General features: G+C 69.1%; 18 protein-coding genes. 8 read left to right on the forward strand and 10 right to left on the reverse strand.

Annotated features, from left to right (window positions below; all coding sequences use genetic code 11):
• Window positions 1-78 precede the first annotated feature (78 nt).
• Entirely contained in the window at window positions 79-804 is a 726-nt protein-coding gene (locus K2F54_RS00005) for an SOS response-associated peptidase (protein ID WP_255576535.1), read from the reverse strand.
• A 90-nt stretch (window positions 805-894) separates the two neighbouring features.
• On the opposite strand from K2F54_RS00005, the gene K2F54_RS00010 reads away from it, so the two are divergent.
• The 5 genes from K2F54_RS00010 to cspE all read left to right on the forward strand — a co-directional run bounded on the left by K2F54_RS00010 (window position 895) and on the right by cspE (window position 8,043).
• The gene (locus K2F54_RS00010) at window positions 895-1,686 is read left to right on the forward strand and encodes a hypothetical protein (protein ID WP_220603813.1); all 792 of its coding nucleotides are present in this window, start codon (window positions 895-897) and stop codon (window positions 1,684-1,686) included.
• A 5-nt stretch (window positions 1,687-1,691) separates the two neighbouring features.
• Window positions 1,692-3,317: a DNA polymerase Y family protein gene (locus tag K2F54_RS00015; protein ID WP_220603814.1), complete on the forward strand. Its 1,626-nt coding sequence runs from the start codon at window positions 1,692-1,694 to the stop codon at window positions 3,315-3,317.
• A 26-nt stretch (window positions 3,318-3,343) separates the two neighbouring features.
• Complete coding sequence (locus K2F54_RS00020) at window positions 3,344-6,739, forward strand: error-prone DNA polymerase (protein ID WP_220603815.1); 3,396 nt, start codon at window positions 3,344-3,346, stop codon at window positions 6,737-6,739.
• A gap of 10 nt (window positions 6,740-6,749) precedes the next feature.
• On the forward strand, window positions 6,750-7,592 hold the full coding sequence (locus tag K2F54_RS00025; protein ID WP_220603816.1) for a DUF3097 domain-containing protein: 843 nt from the start codon (window positions 6,750-6,752) through the stop codon (window positions 7,590-7,592).
• Between the two features lie 247 nt (window positions 7,593-7,839).
• Window positions 7,840-8,043 carry a transcription antiterminator/RNA stability regulator CspE gene (gene cspE, locus K2F54_RS00030; protein ID WP_035840308.1) on the forward strand — a complete coding sequence of 68 codons (204 nt, stop codon included), beginning with the start codon at window positions 7,840-7,842 and terminating at the stop codon, window positions 8,041-8,043.
• A gap of 169 nt (window positions 8,044-8,212) precedes the next feature.
• On the opposite strand, the gene araA is transcribed toward cspE, so the two are convergent.
• The 6 genes from araA to K2F54_RS00060 form a co-directional block, all read right to left on the reverse strand.
• Window positions 8,213-9,733 (reverse strand): L-arabinose isomerase, encoded by a 1,521-nt coding sequence (araA, locus tag K2F54_RS00035; protein ID WP_220603817.1) that lies wholly within the window; start codon window positions 9,731-9,733, stop codon window positions 8,213-8,215.
• Window positions 9,730-10,440, reverse strand: a complete 711-nt coding sequence (locus tag K2F54_RS00040) for an L-ribulose-5-phosphate 4-epimerase (protein WP_220603818.1) — start codon at window positions 10,438-10,440, stop codon at window positions 9,730-9,732. The genes araA and K2F54_RS00040 overlap by 4 nt, the downstream gene beginning before the upstream one ends.
• A gap of 11 nt (window positions 10,441-10,451) precedes the next feature.
• Window positions 10,452-12,131: a xylulokinase gene (locus tag K2F54_RS00045; protein ID WP_220603819.1), complete on the reverse strand. Its 1,680-nt coding sequence runs from the start codon at window positions 12,129-12,131 to the stop codon at window positions 10,452-10,454.
• Between the two features lie 86 nt (window positions 12,132-12,217).
• Window positions 12,218-13,270, reverse strand: a complete 1,053-nt coding sequence (locus K2F54_RS00050; RefSeq protein ID WP_220603820.1) for a LacI family DNA-binding transcriptional regulator — start codon at window positions 13,268-13,270, stop codon at window positions 12,218-12,220.
• 62 nt (window positions 13,271-13,332) lie between these two features.
• Window positions 13,333-13,812: an Lrp/AsnC family transcriptional regulator gene (locus K2F54_RS00055; protein WP_220603821.1), complete on the reverse strand. Its 480-nt coding sequence runs from the start codon at window positions 13,810-13,812 to the stop codon at window positions 13,333-13,335.
• 129 nt (window positions 13,813-13,941) lie between these two features.
• Entirely contained in the window at window positions 13,942-15,753 is a 1,812-nt protein-coding gene (locus K2F54_RS00060; RefSeq protein ID WP_220604123.1) for a DEAD/DEAH box helicase, read from the reverse strand.
• Window positions 15,754-15,959: 206 nt separating this feature from the next.
• Between K2F54_RS00060 and K2F54_RS00065 the strand changes: the two genes are divergently transcribed.
• Entirely contained in the window at window positions 15,960-16,772 is an 813-nt protein-coding gene (locus tag K2F54_RS00065; RefSeq protein WP_220603822.1) for an SGNH/GDSL hydrolase family protein, read from the forward strand.
• A gap of 5 nt (window positions 16,773-16,777) precedes the next feature.
• Here the strand turns inward: K2F54_RS00065 and K2F54_RS00070 are convergent, their stop codons facing one another.
• A complete protein-coding gene (locus K2F54_RS00070) occupies window positions 16,778-18,001 on the reverse strand; it encodes a D-alanyl-D-alanine carboxypeptidase family protein (RefSeq protein ID WP_220603823.1) in 1,224 nt (407 codons plus the stop codon).
• 92 nt (window positions 18,002-18,093) lie between these two features.
• Entirely contained in the window at window positions 18,094-18,906 is an 813-nt protein-coding gene (locus K2F54_RS00075; protein ID WP_220603824.1) for a TrmH family RNA methyltransferase, read from the reverse strand.
• 218 nt (window positions 18,907-19,124) lie between these two features.
• Here K2F54_RS00075 and K2F54_RS00080 point away from each other — a divergent pair, with 218 nt between their 5' ends.
• Both K2F54_RS00080 and K2F54_RS00085 read left to right on the forward strand, forming a co-directional pair.
• Window positions 19,125-19,976: a Sir2 family NAD-dependent protein deacetylase gene (locus tag K2F54_RS00080; RefSeq protein WP_220603825.1), complete on the forward strand. Its 852-nt coding sequence runs from the start codon at window positions 19,125-19,127 to the stop codon at window positions 19,974-19,976.
• A 25-nt stretch (window positions 19,977-20,001) separates the two neighbouring features.
• Window positions 20,002-20,571 (forward strand): histidine phosphatase family protein, encoded by a 570-nt coding sequence (locus K2F54_RS00085; protein ID WP_308287428.1) that lies wholly within the window; start codon window positions 20,002-20,004, stop codon window positions 20,569-20,571.
• Between the two features lie 29 nt (window positions 20,572-20,600).
• On the opposite strand, the gene K2F54_RS00090 is transcribed toward K2F54_RS00085, so the two are convergent.
• Window positions 20,601-21,683 (reverse strand): glycosyltransferase family 4 protein, encoded by a 1,083-nt coding sequence (locus tag K2F54_RS00090; RefSeq protein ID WP_220604125.1) that lies wholly within the window; start codon window positions 21,681-21,683, stop codon window positions 20,601-20,603.
• Between the last annotated feature and the right edge of the window lie 20 nt (window positions 21,684-21,703).

Here is a 21,703-nt window from a genome sequence, read left to right on the forward strand (position 1 = left end):
ACAACACTGAACGCATCCACACCGGCATCGGAGCAATACCCATCAGCCGAGTGTCACCAACGTCATGACCCAGTACAGCTAGGCGCTGTAACCGACCTCACGTTCGGGGCCGACCGGGTCGATCAACTCGGGAGCGTCACCGTCCAGCGGGGCGACCTCGTAGAACGCGAGCCCTGCGGCTGCCTCTGTGGACGCCTCGACGACGGCGTCGACGAGGGCCTGGTCGCCGTCGGCGTGCGGGTCGAGCCACCGGTCCCAGGCTTCCTCCGGCAACACCACGGGCATCCGGTCGTGGATCTCGGACAGGGCGCCCTGAGCCGGCGCCGTCAGGATGGTCGCGGTCAGGACCCACCTGGCCGGGTCATCCGGGCCGAGCGCTGGGTTGCGCCACCAGGAGTACAGACCGGCCAGAGCCAGGGGTAGACCGTCGTCGGAGTGAACGAAGTACGGCGTTTTACTGGTGCCGTTCGTGTGCCATTCGTAGTATCCGGTCGCGGGAATGATCGCGCGAGTCTTGGCCAGGGCCGTGCGAAAAGTGGGTTTCTCTGCCACCGTCTCGGCGCGGGCGTTGAAGGTGGAGAACGCCGCGGAGAGCTCAGGCGAGAAGGTGGGCACCAGTGACCAGCGCGCCGGTTCGAGTCGGCGCACGACCGGGTCTGACTTCATCGACTCGAGAACGATCGGGATCTGCTCGGTCGGCTTCACGTTCCAGGATGCTTCGGGCAGCTCCCCCGCCTCGTGCTCGATGTCGAACATGGCGGCGAGGTCAGGCGCCGAATCGGTCATGATAAATCGCCCACACATACGCTCAGGCTACCGTGCCACCCTGAGCGAAACGGGTTATCCACACCGGTTGACTAATTCGAATCTGTGTTCGAAAATTATGGGGTGTCCATGCCTCAAATTTCCGCTGCCGCTCCGGGGCCGAGCACCCCGGCGCCGGTGAATGCGGCCCCCGGCCGGAGCGCGGCGGACACCGCCGGAGACCCCGTCAGCGCAGTGGAACGCGTCAGCGCCTTGCGGGAGCGCATGAACGGCATGCAGCGGGACCGGTGGGAGCCCAACGCTTGTCCGCTGCCCGCTGGCTTGGCAACGGTGTTCCCGCATGGCCGCCTGCGCTCCGGAGTGACCTACACCGTGCAGAACTCGACCTCGGTGATCATGGCGATCCTCGCGGCCGGTACCGCCGACGGCGGCTGGGCCGCGGTGGTCGGGTTGCCGGACTTCGGAGTGGAGGCCGCGGTCGGCTTCGGCATCGACCTGAACCGTTTGGTATTGGTGCCGTCTCCTGGCGAGCACTGGCTGGCTGTCACGGCGGCACTGGTCGATGTGCTGCCCATCGTGGTCGTGCATCCGGAACGCCGGGTGGCCGCCGCGGAGGTCGCCAGGCTGAGCGCCCGCCTGCGTCAGACCGGCTGCACGCTGCTCGTGGCTGGGCACTGGCCGCAGCCGGAGGCAGCGCTGCAAATCATCGGGAGCCGATGGGAGGGGCTCGGCGTCGGGCACGGCTACCTGACCGGGCGTGACCTCACCGTGAACGTCGCCGACCGGACCGGGCCAGGCAGGAGCGCTCCCCTGCGCCTTCCCGGCCTGGGAATGACGGGCGGAGAGGCGCCGGCGGCGCTGGCGCTGGGTGCCCCGGCTGCCCCGACGTTCAGTCCGCACCGTCAGCCGGCTGCGGGGTGACGGGCATGAGCGCATCCGCCCTCAAACGGGATCGCACCATCGTGCTCTGGTGTCCGGACTGGCCCGTGCGTGCCGCCCGGTCGGCACTCGATGTCGCGCAGCACACGCCCCTGGCGCTGATCGACCACGGGCTGGTCTTCGCCTGTTCGCCCGAGGCCCGGCTCGCGGGCGTTCGTCGCGGCCTGACCCTGCGCGAAGCGCAGTTCCGCTGCTCCGACCTGGCCGTCGCGCCCTACGACCCGATCTTGGATCGCCGGGCATTCGAGCCGGTCCTCGACGGGATAGAGGCGCTCACGCCCGGTGTGGCCGTGGTGCGTCCGGGAACCTGCGCGATCCGGGCCAGGGGTCCGGTGCGCTACTACGGCGGCGAGGTCGCCGCCGCCAGCGCCCTGCTCGACTACCTGCACGGGGCGGGGCTGACGCAGGCGCGGGTGGGCATCGCCGACGGTCCGTTCGCCGCCGAGGAGGCTGCCAGGCGGGCCGGGCAGGTCGACGGGCCGGTTGATCGGTCTGGGGCTCCTCCGGCTCAGGCCATCGACCGGATGCTCCTCGTGCCTGCCGGTGGGTCTGCCGCGTTCCTGGCTCCCCTCCCGGTCTCGACGGTGGTGGATGGCCAGCTGGGCACGTTGCTCGCCAGACTCGGCGTGCACACCCTCGGACAGTTCGCCGCCCTGCCCGCCCAGGACGTGCATCACCGGTTCGGTGCCGCTGCGTTCGTGGCCCACTCCCGGGCATCGGGGCAGGAGCGGGAGGAGGTCGTGCCCAGATCTCCTACCCCGGTGTTCGAGCGTGGCCAGGACTTCGAACCGGCCCTGGACAGGATCGACCAGCTCGCCTTCGCCCTGCGCGGCACGGCAGACGACGTCGTCCGCGCCCTCCGCGAGCGGACGCTCGTATGCACGGCCGTGAGCATCCTGGTGACCACAGAAGACGGCGTGATCACCGAGCGCAGCTGGCGGCACCCCCGCTGGTTCACCGCCTCCGACCTCATCGACCGGGTGCGCTGGCAGCTCCAGGGCGAATGGCGAGCCGGGTCAGGCCTCGCGGCGGGCATCGTACGCGTGGTGCTCTCCCCCGATCGGGTGGACGCCGTGGCCAACCACGAGGACGGCCTGTGGGGAACCGGCCCGGACGAACGCATCCACCACGCGCTGACCCGGGTGCAGGGGCTGGTCGGTCATGCCGGGGTCGTCACGGCCGCCGTCGGCGGCGGGCGCCTGCTCGCCGACCGGCAGCGGTGGCTGCCCTGGGGCGATGACGCCGCGGCTGACTCTGGCCGCGACCAGCCCTGGTCGGGCAGCCTGGACGGGGTGGTCCCTGCCACTGTGTATCGGCAGCCCCGGCCCGTCCGCCTCATCGACGCCGATGGCCGGACGGTCACGGTGGACGACCGCGGGGACCTGCACGGGATCCCCGCCGCGTTCGCACCGTCCCCTCTCGACCGGCAGCCGGGCGACCCCGAACTGCGCCCCGTGACGGCGTGGGCCGGTCCCTGGCCCGTTCAGGAGCGCTGGTGGGATGCCGCAGCGGCCCGGTCGGTGCACCGGATGCAGCTAGTCGACGCGACGGGCGACGCCTGGCTGCTGGCCCTGGTCGGCGAGGCCTGGCGGGCCGAGGCCAGGTATGACTGAGCGAGTACCGACGGAGGCGAGAACGCATGGGATTCAGTAACCCGCCCATTCCCTGGTCGGAGCTGGAGCGAAGGCTCTCCGACCGGCGACCTGGCGGGCCCCCGCCGGAGGCGGACGGCGGCGACAGCCCGGCCTGGTCGCGCCATCGGCACGCGTACGTTCCGCCGGCCGCACCGCACCGGCCACCCGAGCCTGCCGTGGCCTACGCCGAGCTGCACGCGCACTCCAATTTCAGCTTCCTCGACGGCGGCAGCTCTCCGGAGCGGCTGCTGGAGGAGGCCGGCGATCTCGGCCTGCACGCCCTGGCGCTCACCGATCACGACGGACTCTACGGAGCGGTGCGACTGGCGGAGACCGCCGAGAGCTACCCCGACCTCCGCACGGTCTTCGGAGCCGAACTCTCGCTCGACCTCGAGCGACCGCAGAACGGCGTGGCAGAGCCGGAGGGCAGCCACCTGGTCGTCCTGGCCAGGGGCCAGGAGGGCTACCACAGACTCGCCGCGGCACTCACCCACGCCCAACTGGCCGGAGGCGAGAAGGGCCGGCCGGTCTACGACGTCGACGAACTGGCCGAGCTCGCCGGCGGGCACTGGAGCATCCTCACCGGTTCGGGGTCGGGGGCGGTGCGCCAGGCCCTGCGCCACGACGGAGAGGCAGGGGCCGCCAGGGAACTCCAACGCCTGATCTCAGCTTTCGGCGCCGACGCCGTGAACGTTGAAGTGTTCGACCACGGTCGACCGCAGGACTCCTCGGCCAATGACGTCCTCGCCGCCCTCGCCGCCAGGGCCGGCCTTCCCGTGCTGGCCACCAACAACGTGCACTACGCCCGTCCAGCTGACTTCGGCCGGTATTCGGCCCTGTCCGCGATCCGGGCCCACCGCAGCCTGGACCAGATGGACGGCTGGCTCCCGGCCGCCCCGACCCAGCATCTGCGCAGTGGCGCCGAGATGGCGGCACGCTTTCGGCGCTATCCAGGCGCCGTTGACCGCACCGTTCCCCTGGCGAACGACCTCGCCTTCTCCCTGCGGCGCGCTAAACCCCGGCTGCCCCAGCAGAACGTGCCAGACGGGCACACGCCGATGAGCTGGCTTCGGCACCTGGTGTGGGAGGGCGCTGAGCGCGCCTACCCGGGCTACAACACCAATGTGCGCGACCGCCTGGAGAAGGAGCTGGCCGTGATCGAGGCCAAGGACTTCCCCGGCTATTTCCTGATCGTGCACGACATCGTGCAATTCGCCAGAAGAAACGGCATCCTCTGCCAGGGGCGCGGGTCCGCGGCGAACTCGGCCGTCTGCTTCGTCATCGGTATCACCGCCGTGGACTCCATCTTCTACCGGTTGCCCTTCGAGAGATTCCTGTCCAGCCTCAGGGAGGAAGAACCCGACATCGATGTCGACTTCGACTCCGATCGGCGTGAGGAGGTCATCCAGTACGTCTACGACCGGTACGGCCGGCAGAACGCGGCCCAGGTGGCCAACTTGATCACCTACCGGCCCAAGTTCGCCGTGCGCGACATGGCGAAGGCGCTCGGCTATAGCACCGGTCAGCAGGATGCCTGGTCCAAGCAGGTGGAACGCTGGGGCTCCGCGGTGTCCAGCCCAGACCACGACATCCCCGACCAGGTCGCCGACCTCGCCGGGCAGATCCTCGGTTTCCCCCGGCACCTGGGCATCCACTCGGGCGGCATGGTCCTCACCGACCGGCCCGTCGGGGAGGTCTGTCCGATCGAGCACGCGCGCAAGGACGGCCGCACGGTCCTGCAGTGGGACAAGGACGACTGTGCGTGGATGGGACTGGTCAAGTTCGACCTGCTCGGTTTGGGGATGCTCGCCGCCCTGCAGTACACCTTCGACCTGGTCGAGCAGGCACTGGGCGAGTCCTGGACCCTGGGCAGCCTTCCCCGGGAAGAGGCGGGCGTCTACGACATGCTGTGCCGAGCCGACTCCATCGGCGTCTTCCAGGTCGAGAGCCGGGCGCAGATGGGCACCCTGCCCCGGCTGAAACCCCGGCGGTTCTACGACCTCGTGGTGGAGATCGCCCTGATCCGGCCTGGCCCGATCCAGGGCGGCGCCGTGCACCCGTACATCCGCCGCAAGCTCGGCCAGGAACCGGTGACGTACCTGCACCCCAAACTGGAACCGGTGCTGGAACGCACCCTCGGCATTCCCCTCTTTCAGGAACAGCTCATGCAGATGGCCATGGCCGTCGGCGGCTGCACCGGCGAAGACGCCGACCTGCTCCGCCGTGCCATGGGGTCCAAGCGCGGGGTGGAAAAGATTTCGTCGCTGCGCGCCACCCTGTACGAGGGCATGGCCGGTAACGGCATCACCGGTGCGTTGGCCGACGAGATCTACGAGAAGATCGAGGCCTTCGCCAATTTCGGTTTCGCCGAGAGCCACTCCATCAGTTTCGCCCTGTTGGTGTACGCCAGTGCCTGGCTGAAGCTGCACTATCCCGGTGCGTTCCTCGCGGCCCTGCTCCGCGCCCAGCCGATGGGGTTCTACTCTCCCCAATCGCTCGTCGCCGACGCCAGGCGGCACGGGGTGCGGGTGCTGCGCCCCGACGTGCAACGCTCCGGCGCGGATGCGACCCTCGAACCGCTACCGCAGGAAAGCGCGGGTGGGCGGCCCGGGTGCCTCGACGGTGACCAGCCAGCGGTCGGGGACTACGACAGGACAGTGCCCGCGGATGACCGGGGCCACCGCAGGGACGGCGCCCTGGCGGTGCGTCTCGGCCTCGCCGACGTCCGCGCCATCGGGGCCACCGTGGCGGCGCGGATCGTGGCCGAGCGCGAGCGCTTCGGCCCTTTTCGCTCGATGAACGACCTGGCCAGGCGGGGAGGGCTCAGCGCAGAGCAGCTCGAGTCCCTGGCGACCGCCGGCGCCTTCGAGACCATGGGACTCGACCGCCGCCAGGCGCTCTGGTCGGCCGGTGAAGCAGCCCTGGACACCGAGGACCGCCTGCGCGATTCCATCGACACCGTGCAGCCGCCGCTGCTGGAATTGATGACCCCGGTGGAGCAGGTGGCCTATGACCTCTGGGCCACCGGGGTGTCCACCGACGACCATCCGATCCGGCACGTGAGGGCGGCGCTGAACGAGCGCGGAGCCGTCACGGCGAACCAGCTGGCCACTGCCGAGAACGGCCGGCGCATCCAAGTCGGCGGCGTCGTCACCCACCGGCAACGGCCAGCCACCGCGAACGGGGTCACGTTCATCAACCTCGAGGACGAGACCGGCAACGTCAACGTCGTGGTCAGCGTGGGTGTCTGGGCCCACTTCCGCCGGATCGCCCGGGAATCCCCCGCCCTGGTGATCCGCGGCATCCTGGAGCGTTCCCCCGAGGGTGTGGTCAACCTCATCGCCGACAGATTCGAACCTCTCACGGTGGCGGCTCACGCCTCATCGAGGGACTTCCGCTAGCGTCGATCCAGTGAATGAAGACCGCTACTCCCAGGATGTGCTCGCCACCGGATGGAAAGAGGCCGGCCGCCGGGTCGTGCCGCAACAGGAGGCCGTCCGCGACCTGGTCGTCGAAGAGGTCGCCACGGGGTTCTGCGGTGCAGTGATCAGGGTCGAGAAGAAAGTCGTCACCCTGGAGGATCGGTTCGGCAAGCTCAGGCTGTTCCCCCTCGGCGGCGGCTTCCTGCTGGACGGCGAACCCGTGGTGCTGGTACCACCGCGCCCGAGCGCCCCCGCCGGTCGGGCTCGCACGGCCTCTGGGTCCCTGGCGGTCTCGGACGCACCGGCGCGGGTGGCCAGGGCCAGCCGGATCTTTGTCGAGGGCCGGCACGATGCCGAGCTGGTGGAGAAGGTCTGGGGTGCCGATCTGCGGATCGAGGGTGTCGTCGTGGAATACATCGAAGGAGTCGACAACCTGGCCGAACTGCTGGCCGAGTTCAGGCCAGGCCCCACCCGTCGGGTCGGGGTGCTGGTGGACCACCTCGTGCCAGGCTCCAAGGAAAGCCGGATAGCGGACGCCGTCGCCCGCGGGCCGCACGGCCGACACGTCCTGGTGGTCGGTCACCCCTACGTCGACGTGTGGCAGTCGGTCAAGCCGGCCCGGTTGAATCTGCCGGTCTGGCCCACAATCCCCCGCAACGTCGAGTGGAAGCACGGGATCTGCGAAGCTCTGGGCTGGCCACACGAGGAGCAGGCCGACATCGCCCGCGCCTGGCAGCGGATCCTCGGCCGGGTGCGCAGTTATGCCGATCTCGAGCCGGCCCTGCTCGGCCGGGTGGAACAGCTCATCGACTTCGTCACCGTCGACGCGTGACCCGGTCGGCCAATTTTGAGCATTTCTGTCAGATTTCGTAACACTTTGATCCCCTTTTCGCATAGATCTCCACGAGAACCGAGCGTTGTGGGCTAGTGTTGTCGAAGTAGTTGTAGTGCTTGCACGTCTAGAAAACGCATTGACTCCGGTCGGTGCGCGCTTATTCCTTTCGGAAGCGGACGACGAATACCGCGACGAACGGCCTCGAAAGTCGGGGCCTTTCTAACACTCCTGGAGGAGTTTCATAATGGCAACAGGTACCGTGAAATGGTTCAACGCTGAAAAGGGCTTCGGATTCATCGCTCCCGACGACGGAAGCGCCGACGTTTTCGCGCACTACTCTGCAATCGCTTCGAACGGCTACAAGTCGCTTGACGAGAACCAGAAGGTCGAGTTCGAGGTAACCCAGGGCCCCAAGGGTCCCCAGGCCGAGAACATCCGCGCCCTCTAACTAGAGCTGCGTCAGCTTTATAAAGCTGCCGGCAACGCCCCCGCTTCGGCGGGGGCGTTGCTTTTTTAACGCCAGACGCCCACAACTGTGCCCCGTACGGACAATTGCGTCCGGCGTACCGGTCACAATTGTCCGCACGGGGCACAGTTGCCGTGCGAGAAGCCGCGGGTCAGATGCCCTGGGCCAGGCGGTAGTAGGCCGCGTTCCACTTGACGTCGTTGGCGAACCCGCGCGTGGTGGTGTCCTCGTCGATGATCAGCAGCTCGGTGCGGGTGATCTCGGCGAAGTCCTCCCAGGCCTCGATGCCGACCGCGGTGGAGAGCACGGTGTGGTGGGCGGCACCGGCCGTGATCCACGCCGTCGCGCTCGTGGCCAGGTCGGGGGCGGGCTTCCACACCGCGCGCGCCACGGGCAGGTGCGGCAGCGGTGCGGGCAGGTCGATGACCTCCACCACGTTCGCGACCAGGCGGAACCGGTCGCGCATGTCGGACAGGGCCACCACAATGCCGGCGCCGGCGTCGGTGTCGAAGACCAGTCGAACCGGGTCTTCCCGTCCGCCGATGCCGAGCGGGTGGATCTCCAGGTTGGGCTTCGTCTCGGTCAGCGACGGGCAGATCTCCAGCATGTGCGCGCCGAGAATGGCCTCCTCGCCAGGAACGAGGTTGTAGGTGTAGTCCTCCATCAGCGACGCTCCCCCGGCCAGACCGGCACCCATGACCTTGGCCGCACGGATGAGGACGGCGGTCTTCCAGTCGCCCTCCCCGCCGAAGCCGTAGCCGTCGGCCATCAGGCGCTGCACGGCCAGCCCTGGCAGCTGACGGAGCCCGCCGAGGTCCTCGAAGTTGGTGGTGAAGGCGCTGAAGCCACCCTCTTCCAGGAAGGAACGCAGTCCCAACTCGATCTTGGCGCCGTAGAGGAGCGACTCGTGCCGGTCGCCATCGGGCTTCAGCTCCGCAGCGACGTTGTAGGCCTCGAGGTAGACGGCGATGAGGGCGTCCACGTCGGCCTCGCTCGCAGCATCCACCCGGTCGACCAAATCGTTGACACCCCAGGTGTTCACGGAGACGCCGAAACGGATTTCGGCTTCGGTCTTGTCGCCCTCGGTGACGGCGACGTTGCGCATGTTGTCACCGAACCGGGCCAGCTTGAGGTTGCGCACGGCGCACGCACCGCTGGCGGCACGGGTCCAGGTGCCGACCTGCAGGGCGACGGCGGGGTTCGAGACGTGGCCGACGACGGTCTTGCGGGGGATGTTCATCCGGCCGGCGATGTAGCCGAACTCGCGGTCGCCGTGGGCGGCCTGGTTGAGGTTCATGAAGTCGAAGTCGATCTCGGCCCAGGGCAGCTCGACGTTGGCCTGCGTGTGCAGGTGCAGGAACGGCTTGGCCAGCGCATCCAGCCCGCGGATCCACATCTTGGCCGGGCTGAAAGTGTGCATCCATGCGATGACGCCGACGACCTTGTCGTCTGAGTTCGCGTCGATCATCGCACGACGGATGGCCTCGGAGTCCTTGACGACGGGCTTCCAGACGATGGTGACCGGGATGTCGCTGGATGCGTTCAGCTGGTCCACCACGTCCTGGGACTGCTCGGCGACCTGGCGCAGGGTCTCCTCGCCGTAGAGGTCCTGGCTGCCGGTGAGGAACCAGACTTCGTTCGCCTTGAGGTCGGGGATGATCGAGTTAGTCACTTCAGTGCTCCTTTGGGGTCTTGGCCGTACACGTTCTGGTAGCGATCGAACAGGGAGTCGATCGCGGTCTGGGGAATGGGGAGGCTCTCGCCCAGCTGGCGGGAGATGTGCACGGTCTTCGCGACGTCCTCGGCCATCACGGCGGCCTTCACGGCGTCCTTGGCGTTCTTGCCGATGGTGAAGACACCGTGGTTCTGCATCAGGACGGCGCGCGAGCGGTGCCCGGCGAGCGTCTGGACGATGCCGCGGCCGATCGATTCGTCGCCGATGATGGCGAACGGGCCGATGGGGATCTCGCCGCCGAACTCGTCGGCCATGGCCGTGATCACGCACGGGATCGCCTCGCCGCGCGCCGCCCAGGCGGTGGCGTAGGTGGAGTGGGTGTGCACGACGCCGCCGACCTCCGGCATGTTCCGGTACACGTACGCGTGCGCGGCGGTGTCGCTGGACGGGCTGCGGTCCGACCCCGGGGTGCCGGTGATGACGTTGCCATCGAGGTCGCAGAGGATCTGGTTCTCCGGCGTAAGGTCGTCGTAGTCGACGCCGGACGGCTTGATCACGAACAGGTCGGCGCCGGGCACCCGGCCGGAGACGTTGCCGCCGGTCCAGATCACGAGTCCGTACTTGGTGAGTTGGGCGTGCAGGGTCGCCACCTCCGTGCGGGTGCGCGCGATGGCGGCGTCGATGTCGGGCGAGAAGCTGACCATGGTGGTTCCTTTCAGGAGAGCGTGTCGACGGCGGTGCGCTCGATGGCGAGGCCGGCGGCGTAACGGTCGAGGTAGGCGGTGAAACCGGCGACGTCGGCGGCGTCGGGGGCGGCCGTGTCGAATTCAGCGTCCCCGAAGACCCGCTCGCGCAGGTACCCGTCGAGGCCGAGGTCGACGCCGGATGCCACGGCGGCGGTGTACGAGGCCAGGACCGCGATCCCCCAGGCGCCGCCTTCGGATGCCGTCTCCGCCACGGACACCGGGGCATCCAGGGCGCCGGCGAGGAACCTCTGCGCCACACCCGCGGTGCGGAAGAGCCCGCCGTGCGCGAACATGGCGTCGAGTTCGACCCCCTCCTCGGCGAGGACCCGCATGCCAAGGCTCAGGGTGCCGAACACCCCGTAGAGCTGCGCACGCATGAAGTTGGCCAGCGTGAACCGGCTGTCGGGGGTGCGCACGAACAACGGCCGCCCCTCGCTGAGGCCGGCGATCGGCTCACCCGCCAGGTGGTTGTAGGCGAGCAGGCCGCCGGCGTCGGGTTCGCCGTCGAGGGCCTCCAGGAACAGGGCGTTGAACACGGCGTCGGAATCGAGCGGGGACCCGGCGGCGGCGGAGAAGCGGCCGAACATCCCGGCCCAGGCGGCGAGTTCGCTCGCGCCGTTGTTGCAGTGCACCATCGCGACGGTGTCGCCGGCGGGGGTGGTGACTACGTCGAGCTCGTGGTGCACGCTGCCGAGCGGGCGCTCCAGCACGACCATCGCGAAGATACTGGTGCCGGCGCTGACGTTGCCGGTGCGGGGTGCGACGGAGCAGGTCGCGACCATGCCGGTGCCGGCGTCGCCCTCGGGCGGACACAGCACGGCGCCTGGCCGCAGGGCTCCGGTCGGGTCGAGCAGCGCGGCCCCCGCGGCGGTGAGCTCACCGGCGGGCTGACCGGCGACGAGCACCTCCGGCAGCAGGGCAGCCAGCTGGAGGCCGGGTGCGGAGCCGGAAACGAGGACGTCGTACCGGCCGAGGAGGTCGGCGTCGTAGTCCCTGGTCGCGGCGTCGATGGGGAACATGCCGGACGCGTCGCCGACGCCGAGGACCTTGCGGCCGGTGAGGCGCCAGTGCACGTACCCGGCGAGGGTGGTGATGAAATCGAGCTGCGGCACGTGCGGTTCGTGATCGAGCACGGCCTGGTGCAGGTGCGCGATCGACCAGCGCAGCGGGATGTTCACACCGAAGAGTTCGGTCAGCTCGGTCGAGGCGGCACCGGTGGTGGTGTTCCGCCAGGTGCGGAACGGCACCAACTGGTCGCCGTTACCGTCGAAGGCCAGGTAGCCGTGCATCATGGCCGAAACGCCGATGGCGCCGTATTCGGTGGGAACGATGCCGTACCGGGTCTCGATGTCCGCGACGAGGGCGGCGTGCGCGGCCTGAATCCCTGCCCACACGTCGTCCAGGGAGTAAGTCCACATCCGTTCGACGAACTCGTTCTCCCAGTCGTGGCTGCCGACGGCGAGCACGTCGGACGGGATGTCCCCGATCAGGCAGGCCTTGATCCGGGTGGATCCCAGCTCGATGCCGAGAGACGCTCGCCCACCGAGGATGGCGTCCCTGGCGGCCTCGCGCCTGTCGGCGTCGGATCGAGGGGACCCTGGCGGCGGGGCGGCGTCGAAAGCGGCGGTCGCGGCGGCGTGCTCAGTCATGGCGCGGGACTCCTTTGGCTCAGATGTGATCGATCACATGAGCGATCACACTCCGAGTGTACGGCACGAATGCGTGCGGATACGGACTATTTGCCAGCCGACGTCTCCGACGCATCATCGGGTGCAGGGTTGTGCGGCACCGCCGTGGAGGCGCGCACGATGAGCTGGGGGCGCACGGAGGGGGCGACGTCGCTCTCCCCGAGGAGCTGTGCGACGGCGCGCCGGCCCGCTTCGGCGAGATCCTGCCGCACCGTCGTCAATGCCGGCCGATAGAACGCCGCCTCAGGGACATCGTCGAAACCGACGATGCTCAGGTCCAGGGGAACGTCCAGGCCCGACGCCATCGCTGCGCTGAGCGCACCGAGAGCCATCTGGTCGTTGCCGGCGAAGATCGCGGTCACTCCCCCGGCGAGGAGCTCCTTGGCGCAGTCATAGCCGGAGGCTGCACTCCAGTCGCCGGTGACGATGAGGCCGTCCGGCAGCCCGTGAGCCGTCAGCTCGGCCTGGAACCCCGACTGGCGCTGTGCGGCGTCCAGCCACTCCGACGGGCCGGCGATGTGACCGATCCTGCGGTGGCCCAGCGCAATGAGGTGCGCAGTGGCCAGCCTGGCACCCACCACCTGGTCGAGTGGGCGCTCGCCCGTCGGGTCGGCTGACGCGGCCTGCAGGGTGATGAACGGGATTCCGATGGACAGTTTCGACAGGGCCAGGAGGACCTGGATCTGCGGCGCCACCACGACGAGCCCCTCCGCGGAGAGATTCGCCAGGTGGTTGACGGCCTCGTCGATGGACCGCGGGTCGAGGCCGTCGGCGTTGGCGATGGTCACGCTGTAGCCACGGGCGCGGGCGGCCGCCTCGACGGCGGCCACGCTGGAGGCCGGTCCGTATTCACCGCTGGAGGTGGAGAGGATGCCGATCATCCTGGACCGGCTCGAGGAGAGCGCGCGTGCCGCGGCGTTCGGCCGGTAGTCCAGTTCCCGCATCGCGGCCAGCACCTTCTGCCTGGTGGCCTCGCGCAGGCTCGGATGATCGTTCAGCACCCGTGACACCGTCTGATGCGACACCCCAGCCACCCTGGCCACGTCGACGACGCTCGCGGCCCGCCGTTTGGGCTCTTCTCGATTGCTGGGGGCCGTCATCTCTCGATTATCGCGGTGTTTTGTGCCGGCCGGCGTCCAGGGCGCCCGGACTCGACGCTGGCCTACTTGACCAGGTCCTGCCAGCCGTCCCCGTCGACGTACTCGAAGATGAGATTCGTCTCGGTGTGCGCGACGGCCGGATGCTCCGCCAGGTGTTCGAGGACGAAGTCGCGCAGGTCGGACGCATCCGCCGCTGCCACGTGCAGCAGGTAGTCGTCGGCGCCGGCGGTGTGGAAGAGCCCGATGACGCCGGGCCAGTGTGGTGCGGCGTTGCGGAAGTCGTCGATCTGGTCCCGAACGTGCTTGGCCAGCCGCACCGAGATCAGGGCCTGCAGCGAGGCGCCCAGAGCCGCCAGGTCGATGTTGGCACGGTACCCGCGGATGTGGCCCAGCTGTTGCAGGCGGCGCAACCGGAGCGACACCGTCGATTCGGCAACACCGATTTCACTGGCGAGTGCGGCACCGGAGGCACGGGCGTTGACCGACAGTGCACGGAGCAGAGCCCGGTCGACGCGGTCAAGATCGGCTTTCTTGGAGTCCATGCTCGCCCTTTCGTAATCGGCCCAGTTTATCGACCGTTCTGCGAGCCGGGTACCCACCCGCGCATCAACTGCGTCACGGCTGCGTGTCGGGCTGATTACGCCGCAGGAGCCGCGACGGGGCGGTCGGTGTCAACTCCGGCCGAGCCGGCGGCGGAGCAGGTCGATCCGCTTCTGGATCTGGGTGACGCTCGCCTGGGCCACGGCCGGTCCCCCGCACAGGCGGCGCAGCTCGGCGTGCACCATCGCGTGCGGCTCCCCCGACAGCTTCGACCACATGCCCACGAGGCTGCCCAGCAGCTTCCGCTGCTCCTTGAGCGTGCGGTAGAGCGGCATCGGCTCCTCGGGCGCTCCCTCCACCGCGGCGGCCGCAGTGCGCCGGTCAGAGCCGCGCTTGGCCTGCTTGTGCTGGCGTTGCCGGAGCAGTTCGGAGACCTGCTCGGGTTCGAGCAGGCCGGGGATGCCGATGAAGTCGAACTCCTCGTCTGTGCCTGGTTCGGCGAGTTCACCGAATTCGTCGCCGTTGAACATGACCATGTCGAAGGTGGCCTGCGAGTCCAACGCCTGCCAGGTGAATTCCTCGCCGAGGTCGTCCGAGGCCTTCTCGGTCTTGTTCGCGGCGGCCACCATGGCATCTTCGGGGTTGTACATGCCGTCGTCGCCGTCGTCGCGGTTGCTGCGATCCAGGGCGTGGTCCCGTTCCAGCTCCATGGCGTTGGCCAGGCCGAGGAGCCCTGGCACATTGGGCAGGAAGATCGATGCCGTCTCGCCCCGCCGACGGGCGCGGACGAATCGGCCGATGGCCTGCGCGAAGAACAACGGGGTCGACGCACTCGTGGCGTAGACACCGACGGCCAGGCGGGGAACGTCGACCCCCTCAGACACCATCCGCACCGCGACCATCCACCGTCTGGTGTTGTGCGAGAACTCGTCGATCCGCTCGCTGGATTCCTTCTCGTCACTCAGCACCACGGTGACCGGTTCCCCGGAGATCTCCTCGAGGATCGCCGCGTACGCGCGAGCCGTGGTCTGGTCCGTCGCGATGACCAGGCCGCCGGCGTCCGGGATGCCGTGCCTGACCTCGGTCAGTCGGCTGTCTGCCGCCCGCAGCACCGCGGGGATCCACTGCCCGCTGGGCTCCAACGCGGTGCGCCAGGCCTGCGAGGTGATGTCCTTGGTGTTGCCCTCGCCGAGCTTCGCTTCCATCTCGTCGCCGGCCCTGGTGCGCCATTTCATGTGCCCGGCGTAGACCATGAACATGACCGGCCGCACGACGCCGTCCTCGAGGGCCCGGCCGTAACCGTAGTTGTAGTCGCTCTGCGACAGCCGGATACCGTGCTTGTCGGGCAGATAGGTCACGAACGGGATCGGCGAGGTGTCGGAGCGGAAGGGCGTTCCGGTCAGCGACAACCGCTTGGTGGCCGGGTCGAACGCCTCGCGGATGGCGTCGCCCCAGCTGAGCGCGTCACCGCCGTGGTGCACCTCGTCCAGGATCACCAGGGTGCGGCTGCTCTGGGTGAGTTCGCGGTGCAGGGCAGCCCTGGTCGCCACCTGTGCGTAGGTGACGGCGATGCCGTGGTAGTGGCTGCCGTACCGCCCGTGCGCGTTCTTGAAGAACGGGTCAAGCCGGATGCCGGCGCGCGCGGCCGCATCCGCCCACTGGCGTTTGAGGTGTTCGGTGGGCGCGACCACGGTGATCCGGTCGATGATCCGGCGGGCACGCAGCTCGGCGGCCAGGCGGAGGGCGAAGGTGGTCTTGCCTGCACCCGGCGTGGCGGCGGCGAGGAAGTCGCGTGGCTCGTGCTGGAAGTAGGCCTCGAGGGCCTCTGCCTGCCAGGCTCGCAGTTTGCTCGCGGTGCCCCACGCCGCGCGTTCGGGGAAGGCCGGCGAGAGGTGCTCGGCCGCACTGGTGCCCTGGCCGGGGCCCCGGTCGGGGCCGTACACGGGCGGGGTGTCGACGCCGTCTGCCAGAACGCGGTCGGCAGACGGGGAGTCGTCGGGGGCCGAGCCGGGAAGGGCGAACAATCCAGGTTCGGAGGTCTCCCGGTTGGAGGGTTCCCGGAGGTGCGAAACGAAGTCAGGTGCAGTAGTCACTGGATAAGAACCTATCAAGTTGCGACGGTCCTCGCCGGACGGGGCACAATGTTGAGATGACGAAGCAGCAGCATCCGTGGTCCAGATACGTCGCGGTGGGCGACTCGTTCACCGAGGGTGTCGGTGACGCCGAGCCGGCCAGCCTGGGCGGCAATCGGGGCTGGGCGGACCGGGTCGCGGAGATGCTCAGTCTGGGTTCGGATGATTTCGCTTACGGCAACCTTGCGGTCCGCGGAAAGCTGATGAACCAGATCCGCGCCGAGCAGGTTCAGGCGGCCCTCGACCTGCGTCCAGACCTGGTGACGATCTCGGCCGGCGGCAACGACGTCCTGCGCCCGGGCAGCGACCCGGATGCCATCGCCGCCCGGCTGGACGAGGCCGTGGCCCTGCTCGGTTCAGAGGGCGCAACGGTGGTGGTGTTCACCGGCACCGATGTGCGCTTCTCCCCCGTCCTGCGCGGGCTGCGGGGCAAGGTCGCGATCTACAACGAGAACATCCGAGCGATCGCGACGGCGCGGGACGCGATCGTGGCAGACATGTGGTCGCTGACCGAGATCCAGGATGCCCGCATGTGGGCGCCGGACCGGTTGCATCTCAATCCGCTCGGCCACCACACCGTCGCCAGGATGGTGCTCGATGTCCTGAACGTGCAGAATCCGTTGGAGCCGCTGGTGCCTGAACCCATGCCGGGGGTCACCTGGCGGCAGGCGCGAACCGAGGACCTCGCCTGGGCCAGGGAATACCTGGTGCCGTGGGTTCTCCGCCGGGTGCGGCACCAGTCCTCCGGCGACCACATCCTGCCCAAACGCCCCGCGGCGGACCCGGTGACCCGGCTCGACGACCCCGTGCCGGTGCCCAGGGAGAGCTAGCCGGCTCAGACCTCGCCGGGGTGGGTCCAGCGCCAGAAGGGGCCTGGGTCGGTGATGCTGGCATCCAGCACCAGGGGCACCGTGACGGTCTGGGTGCCGACGGTGACGTCGACGCTGCCGACGACGTCGCCCTTCTCCCCCAGAGCCAGGGGGTCGAGGACCACGGTCGTACTGATCGGGGTGTCCGCCCAGACAATGGCGGACTCGCCGGTCTCGGCAACGGCCTGGGCCGACTGCTCCCACGGCGTCGAGTACTCACCGAAGGGAGCCCCGGCCGCGACCAGCTCCACCTTCCGGAACCCCGGTGTCACGCTGTCGATCAGGGTGCGGATGGTGCGATTCAGTTCGGGGTGGGTGGCTCCACCGAGCACGACACCCACCAGCGTGACGGTCGAGTCACCGACGGGCACGTCGACGGCGAACAGCAGGCACGCTCCGGCTTCATCGGTGGTTCCGGTCTTGATGCCGTCCACACCGTCGATGCCGAGCAGCTTGTTCGTGTTGACGACGGTGCCGATGGTGGGGATATCGGCGGTGGGCATCGCCACGATCGAGGCCAGGACCGGGTTCGCCACGACGAGCTTGGCGAGGGCGACCAGGTCGGCCGGGCTGCTGACGCTCTCGGCGGAGATGCCACTGGTGTCGGCGACGCTGGTCCCGGTGAGCCCGTTGGCGGCCAGGAACTCCGCAGCAGCAGCCAGGTACGCGTCGACCGACCCGAAGGCCCACACCGCCAGGGACACGCTGTAGTTGTTCGCGGACGGCAAGAGCATGGTCTCAAACGCCTCGCGTTGGCTGAGCACCATGCCGGCTACGACGGGGGCGACGGAGCCGTTCTCCGCGATGGCCTCGTAGTAGATGTCGACATCCTCGTCGGTGAACGTGATGTCCGGCCCGGCGTCGTCCCCGGTCAGGGGCTTGGCTTCCAGAATGACCAGGGCGGTCACCATCTTGGTGATGCTCGCGATCGGCACCGTGCCCTGCTCGCCGCTTGCGGCCAGGACACCGTCGAACCCCACCGCACCGATCGCCCCCGCCCCGTCACTCGGCCAGGCCGGTGTGACCGCGGGCTGGGTGAGCGCGGCCGGCTCTGTCACTGCCGCCGCGGATGGCGTCACGGCGGCCAGGCCGGTGCTGGTGAGGTACGTGACGGCCAGAAGGATCACGGCGAGAACGCTGAAGACGGCGATACGCCGACGGTGGTAGACCTGGCGCCGGGTGGGAGACATTCGATGAGTCTAACCACGGCTGTCGTCCCGTTCCTGCTGCCCCGCCGCGCGTCGTGGCCGCGCGGCCGCGCCGGTGTCAGCGGCCCGCCGGGTCAGCTCGGTCGGGGCCGGAGGGCGTACAGGGCGACGGCGCTGGCGGAGGCCACATTCAGGGAATCGACCCCGTGGAGCATCGGGATGGTGACGATGCTGTCCGCCGCGGCCAGGGCGTTCCTGCTCAGGCCATCGCCCTCGGTGCCGAGGATCAGCGCCACCCGTTCGGGCGGGTCGATGGCGAAGGTGTCCAGGGAGACGGCGTCATCGGCCAGTGCGAGGGCGGCCAGGTGGAAACCATGCTCGTGCAGCACGGGTGCCGCCTGGTTCCACTCCGGCAGCCGCGTCCACGGCACCTGGAGCACGGTCCCCATGCTCACCCGCACGCTCCGCCGGTAGAGCGGGTCAGCGCAGCGGGGGGTGATCAGAACGGCATCGGCGCCGAGACCGGCCACGGAGCGGAAAATCGCACCGACATTGGTGTGGTCGACGATGTCCTCCAGAATGACGACCCGTCGGGCTCCACGGATGACGTCGGCGACGTCGGCGAGGTCGGGCCTGTGCATTGCGGCGAGGGCGCCGCGATGCAGGTTGTAGCCGGTGAGTTGTTCGAGCAGGGCGGCGGAGCCCACATAGATCGGCACCTCGGGCCAGTCGGCGAGCAGGCGCTCGGCGTCTGGCAGCCACTGCTCCTGCACGAGCACCGAACGCGGACGGTGGCCGGCGTTGAGTGCCCGGCCGATGACCTTCGCCGACTCGGCGATGTACAGGCCGTTGGCCGGTTCGCTCACCCGGCGTAGGGCCACATCCGTCAGTCGGGAGTAGTCGGTCAGGCCAGGCTGGTCGAGGTCGGTGATCGGAATGATGCGCACGGCGGCAGCCGCCTTTCTGGGGTGTCTGCGTCCAGACTGTCAGATCCGCGGGCCCGGCCCGTGCGCCACGACGGCGAACGGTCCGCTGGGCGGTGTGTGCGTCACGGTACCGGCCTCACGGTACCCCAGACGAAAACTGACCAGTTTAGACTCGACATACGCCATCGTCGGACGGGCCAGCGGGGCCTGCCGCCTGAGCGAGACGCGGATGGAGCACGATGACTGCTGAGACGATCGTGACACCGTCTGTCGGCGCCGAAGCCGCCCTGGACGCGCTGGCCGCTCTGCTACGCGGCCGTCGCACCGCGGTCCTCACCGGTGCCGGGGTGAGCACGGATTCCGGAATCCCCGACTACCGGGGTGCCGGCGCGCCCGTGCGTGTCCCGATGACGTTCCAGACCTTTATCGCCGATGATCGCGCGCGCAAGCGCTACTGGGCGGGCAGTCACCTGGGCTGGCACCGGTTCCGGGCCGCGCAGCCCAACCTGGGCCACCGCTCCCTGGTCACGCTGGAGGAATCCGGCCTGGTCAGCGGCATCATCACCCAGAACGTCGATGGGCTGCACACCAGGGCCGGGTCCAGCCACGTTGTCGACCTGCACGGGTCGATGGACCAGGTGGTGTGCCTGTCCTGCGGGCAGGCGTTCGGTCGAGACAGCATCGCGGCCAGGCTGGAGGCGGACAACCCGGTGCTGGCCGACCCAGAACAGGTGCAGATCGCCCCTGACGGCGACGCCATCGTGGTCGACATCGACGGCTTCATCGTGCCGGACTGCTCGGTCTGCGGCGGCCTGCTCAAGCCGAACGTGGTGTTCTTCGGCGAACTGGTGCCCACCGGCAAGTTCACCGCAGCGGCCGCCCTGGTGCGCACGGCGGATGCCCTGGTTGTGGCCGGGTCGTCGTTGGCGGTGAACTCGGGGATCAGGCTGCTCGAACTGGCCAGGCGGCGCAAGCTGCCCATCGTCGTGATCAACCGCGGGGCGACGAAGGGCGACGGGCGCGCCCTGGTTAAGCTGGAGGCAGGCACGTCGGAGACGTTCGCCGGGCTGGTGACCCGACTCACCGACTAGTACTCGTTCAGCAGGAGGCGGCGTTGTGGTGACCAGGTTCGCGATCGTCAGGCACGGGCAGACCGACTGGAACCTGGAGCAACGCATCCAGGGCAGCACCGACATCCCGTTGAATTCGCTCGGCCGGGCACAGGCCGCGGAAACCGGGCTGGCCCTGCGCGGAACCGCGTGGACGGCGGTCGTGACGAGTCCGCTGGTTCGGGCGCACGAGACCGCGCGGATCATCTCGGGGGAACTCGATCACCCGGCGCCGCTCGTCGTCCCCGAACTCACCGAACGCCATCACGGCGACATCGAGGGCCTCACCTTCGCCGAACGCCAGCTCCGGTTTCCGGACGGCTCCGTGGTGCCAGGGCTGGAAAGCCGTCAGGCGGTGCTCGACCGGGTCCTCCCCGCCCTTGAGCGGCTCGCGACAGCGCATCAGGGCAGCCGGCTCGTCGTGGTCTGCCACGGTGGCGTGATCGGAACCCTGGTGCGGTATGCGACCGACGGACGACGACCCACACCAGGTGAGCTCATTCCCAACGGCTCGGTGCACGACTTCCGCTGGGAGTCCGGCCGGCTGGAACTGGACTCGTTCGCCGCGGCCCGTTGACGGCTCGCCCCGCCGACGCCCGGGTGCGGTCAGCGCCTCGATGCGGACCGAGTACCCCGAAGAACGCGCAGCAACCGGGCCGCGGACTCCGACCAGGTGAACCCGGCCGCCTGCTGTACCGACAACCGGGACCGTCTGGCCCACTCCCCCGGTTCCTCCAACGCCAGCACGGCCATGGCGAACGCGTCGGCGTCCCGCGCATCCGCGTAACTGGCGGCGTCACCGCCGATCTCCCGGAAGATGTCGATGTCGCTGACGACCACGGGGATGCCGAGGCTCATCGACTCGACCAGGGGGATGCCGAATCCTTCGTCGAGTGACGCCGTCACCAGCGCGGTGGCGTCGGCCAGCAGACGGATGTAGGCGTCGTCGGTGACCCCGTTGTGGAAGACGAGGGCGGCCTGCGGCGCCAGGGCGGTCAACCGGGCTCGTTCCTCGTCACCGATCCGACTGAGCAGGTGCAGCTCGTAGCCCGGTAGGGCCGCGGCGGCTCTAACCAGGGTGTCGACATTCTTGTACGGCATGAACGAGCCCATGTAGACCAGGCGTCTGGTCGCCGGCGCCGTGCGCGGCGCGACCGCCGACCCCGCGGCGTCGATATCCGCCGCGTTGGGTACCACGGAGACCGGGCGCCGGGTCAGGCGATGCCTCTCGATCAGGCCGGCCGTCGTCTGGGAGACCGTCACCACACCGTCCGACCGGTTCAGCAGCATCCGCTGCGGAGCCCAGGAGAGGTGGTACAGCCGCCAGAGCAGCCGGATGCCGGCCGAGAACTCGCGGGGTGGGGTGCGGTTGCGGTAGTAGATCAGGTCGTGCACCGTGAGCACCAGGCGGTACCGGCGTCCCCACGACCCCATCGTCTGCATGGGGCTGAAGACGATGTCGGGCTTCAATTTGTTGACGGTGCGCGCGATCAGAGGTTCGAACACGCTGGTCGGCGCCCCGACGAGCTGCCAGGGCAGAGCGGGAAGCATCGCCAGCTGGCGGTGGTCGCTGATCAGCATGGTGACCGGGTGCAGCCGGCCGAGCTCGGTGACCAGGCCGGCCGTGTACCGGCTGATGCCGTCGTGCCGGTCGGTGCGGGTGTAGCGGCAGTCGAAGACGATCCGCAGCGGTTCCGCGGGCGGGTTCT

This window comes from Cryobacterium inferilacus (assembly GCF_019599185.1).
In the GTDB taxonomy this organism is placed as follows: domain Bacteria; phylum Actinomycetota; class Actinomycetes; order Actinomycetales; family Microbacteriaceae; genus Cryobacterium; species Cryobacterium inferilacus.